The sequence below is a fragment of the Pandoraea sp. B-6 genome (assembly GCF_000282835.1).
GTDB classification, from domain to species: domain Bacteria; phylum Pseudomonadota; class Gammaproteobacteria; order Burkholderiales; family Burkholderiaceae; genus Pandoraea; species Pandoraea cepalis.
Genome location: NZ_KB290543.1, coordinates 483 through 3,636, shown reverse-complemented (window position 1 = coordinate 3,636; position 3,154 = coordinate 483). Strand labels below are relative to the sequence as shown.

Below are 3,154 nucleotides of genomic sequence, written 5' to 3'. Positions count from 1 at the left end.
CGCTGCCCGACGTGCCGTCGTCGCCGGCCGCCAGGCCCGTGGCGGTCTCGGTCGCGGCTTTGGGGCGTGACGCGTCGCGCGGCGACGCCGGTGCTGCAGTGCGGCTCAAGCCTCATCTCCTGAATAGACGCGGTTCGCGTGGGTGTGGGGCGCATTGTACCCGGCCCCCTTCGCCTGTCGGCGCTGCCTCCCGGAAAACCCTCGGTTTCGGCTGTGCCGCGATGGCAACCTTGCATTTCGGCAAATCGTTGCCGATAATGGTCAACAAAAATGGTTAACCATTTGTTTGTGTGTGGTTGATAATATGGCGAATCGATCTACTGCGCCATGACACCGAACACCACCGAATTGGCCAAGCCAGCGGGGCGCCCACGGCGACGTGTGTGCGGCCGACCATTGAATTCCCTAGGGTCTGGAGACGTCATGAAACCTGTGCATTGCCTGGCCGCGCTTCCCATCGCGGCGTTTTACAGCGGCGGTTGGCTGGCCGAACATTTGGGCACCCGTTTGGCGGGGCTGCCTTTCCTGATGGCGTGGAATATCGTCTGGCTGCTGCTCACGTCGGCGGTCATGGTCGTGATGTTCCGCTTCGACGGTTCGCGCGAGTCTGCGCAGGATGCGCGCGAACACGACGGAGCGACATCATGAACGCCGCCCTGACCGTCATTGCGGCGTTCCTCGCCTTTGCGCTCTTCATCGGACTGCGCGCGCGGCGCGGTCGCACGATGAGTCTGGAGCAGTGGGCCGTGGGTGGCCGCGGCTTCGGCACGCTGCTTGTCTTCCTTCTGATGGCCGGCGAGGCGTTCTCGACCTTCACGTTCCTCGGCGCGAGCGGATGGGCGTACAGCAAGGGGCCCCCCGCCTTCTACATCCTCGCTTACGGCGCGCTCGCCTATCTGCTCGGCTACTGGATGCTGCCGGCGGCGTGGCGTCACGCAACGCGACACGGCTGCGTGTCGTTCTCCGACTTCTTCGCGACGGCCTACCGCTCGCGCGCGCTGGGTGTCGTCGTCTCGGTAGTCGCCGTGCTCGGCATGAGCGCGCTGCTGATCATTCAGTTGCGCGGACTGGGCATCATCGTGTCGGAGGCGTCGTACGGCACGGTTCCGCCGGTGGTCGCGATCTGGTGCGGCGCGATCGCGATGGTGGTGTACATCACGGTGTCGGGCATTCACGGTTCCGCGAGCATTGCGATCTACAAGGACATCCTGATTCTCGTCATTGCCGTGTTCCTCGGCGTCTATCTGCCGCTGCATTACTTCGGCGGATTCGGCGAGATGTTCGACCGCATCGAAGCGGCGCGGCCGGGCTTTTTGCAGATGCCCACAAGCGGCCTGACGCTGTCCTGGTACAACTCCACGATTCTGCTCACGTCGCTGGGTTACTACCTGTATCCGTACGTGTTCACGTCGGTGTACGCGGCCAAGACCGAGAACGCCGTGCGCAAGAACACGATTTTGATGCCGCTGTACCAGATGGTGATCGCGTTCATGTTCTTCGTGGGCTTCGCGGCCATTCTGCAAGTGCCTGGCCTGACCGGCGCGGATTCGGATCTGGCGTTGCTGCGCATCGTCAAGCAGACGTTTTCGCCGTGGTTCGTGGGCGTGATCGGCGGCGTCGGGGTATTGACCGCGCTCGTGCCCGGTTCGATGATCCTGCTCAATGCGTCGACGCTGATCGCGAAGAACATCTACCGCGACGGCTTTGCGCCGCATGCGAGCGATGCCTTCGTGGGCAAGCTCGCCAAGCGTGTGCTGCCGGTCTTCGGGCTGGTGGCGGTGGGCTTCGTGTTGCGTGGCGGGGCGACGTTCGTGGCGCTCGCGCTCTTCGCGTCGAGCCTGCTCACACAACTGTTCCCGTCGTTCGTGTCGAGCTTGTTGCCGCGTCCATTCGGCAACAAGTACGGTGCCTTCGCGGGGATCGGCGCCGGCGCTGTCGTGCTGGCGGCGGCGGTCGGGTTCGACGTCACCCTGCGCACGTTGATGCCGGGCGCATCGGATACCGTCGGATCGATCAACATGGGGCTGGTGGCGCTGGCGGTGAACGCGCTGACGTTCGTGGTCGTGAGCTTGCTCACGCGCTCGCGCAACGTGGCGGCAGGCGTCCCGCAGGGCACCTGACAGGAAGCATTGAGGAAGGCATGACAACACTGGACATTCGCAACGCGCGCGGCCTCGATGGCGCGCCGCTCGACGTACGCGTCGAGAACGGACGGATTGCGGCACTTGCGCCGTCGTTGCCCGGCGCGCCGGGCAGCGGCATCCGTCTGATCGATGCGGGCGGTGCGCTGCTGCTGCCCGGTCTCGTCGAGGCACACACGCATCTGGACAAGACCGTCTGGGGCATGCCGTGGTACGAGAACGCGTGCGGCTCGCGGCTGATCGAGCGCATCGACAATGAACGTCGGTGGCGTGCCGAGAGTGGGCATGACGCGGGGGCCGCGTCGCTCGCCCTCGCGCGAGCATTCCTCGCGGCGGGCACCACGCGGCTGCGCACTCACGTCGACATCGATACCGACGCGGGCCTGCGTCATCTCGACGGCGTACTCGCCACGCGTGAAGCGCTGGCGGACACCCTCGACATGCAGATCGTGGCGTTTCCGCAGTCGGGCGTATTGGATCGCGAGGGCACCGTTTCCTTGCTCGACGGCGCGCTCGCGCGGGGCGCGGACGTGCTCGGCTGGCTCGATCCGTGCGCCATCGATCGCGACCCGAAGGCGTCGCTCGACGCCATGTTTGCGCTGGCCGACAAACACGGTTGCCCCGTCGACATCCATCTGCACGAGCCGGGCGAGATGGGCGTGTTCTCGCTCGAACTGATGCTTGAGCGCATCGCCGCGCTTGGCATGCAAGGCAAGGTCGTGGTGTCGCATGCGTTTTGCCTGGGCGAGTTGGACGCCGCGCGCGCCGAGACGATGCTCGCGCGCCTGGCCGATGCCGGCGTCGCGCTGATCACCACCGCGCCGCCGTCGCGTATCGTGCCGCCGCTCATGGCCTGCCGGCGAGCCGGTGTGCCGCTCGCGGGCGGCAACGACGGCATTCGCGACACGTGGACGCCCTATGGCTCCCCCCACATGCTCGAGCGCGCCATGATGATCGGGCTGCGCTACAACCTGCGTCGCGACGATGAACTGGACATAGCGCTCGATTGCGTC

At 65.7% G+C, this 3,154-nt stretch carries 3 protein-coding genes; all 3 read left to right on the top strand.

All coding sequences use genetic code 11. From position 1 onward, the window contains the following. The first annotated feature begins 423 nt into the window (after nt 1-423). Nucleotides 424-648 (top strand): DUF3311 domain-containing protein, encoded by a 225-nt coding sequence (locus tag A985_RS0118045; RefSeq protein WP_017234774.1) that lies wholly within the window; start codon nt 424-426, stop codon nt 646-648. Beyond that, nucleotides 645-2,120, top strand: a complete 1,476-nt coding sequence (locus tag A985_RS0118040; RefSeq protein WP_017234773.1) for a sodium:solute symporter — start codon at nt 645-647, stop codon at nt 2,118-2,120. Before A985_RS0118045 ends, A985_RS0118040 begins: the two co-directional genes overlap by 4 nt. A gap of 20 nt (nt 2,121-2,140) precedes the next feature. Continuing rightward, on the top strand, nt 2,141-3,154 hold a 1,014-nt coding region (locus A985_RS0118035; RefSeq protein ID WP_017234772.1), incomplete at its 3' end, for an amidohydrolase.

Bases quoted from the DNA above. Each gene is read 5' to 3' on its own strand.
- A985_RS0118040 (WP_017234773.1), top strand. From the start codon at position 645: ATGAACGCCGCCCTGACCGTCATTGCGGCGTTCCTCGCCTTTGCGCTC.
- A985_RS0118045 (WP_017234774.1), top strand. From the start codon at position 424: ATGAAACCTGTGCATTGCCTGGCCGCGCTTCCCATCGCGGCGTTTTAC.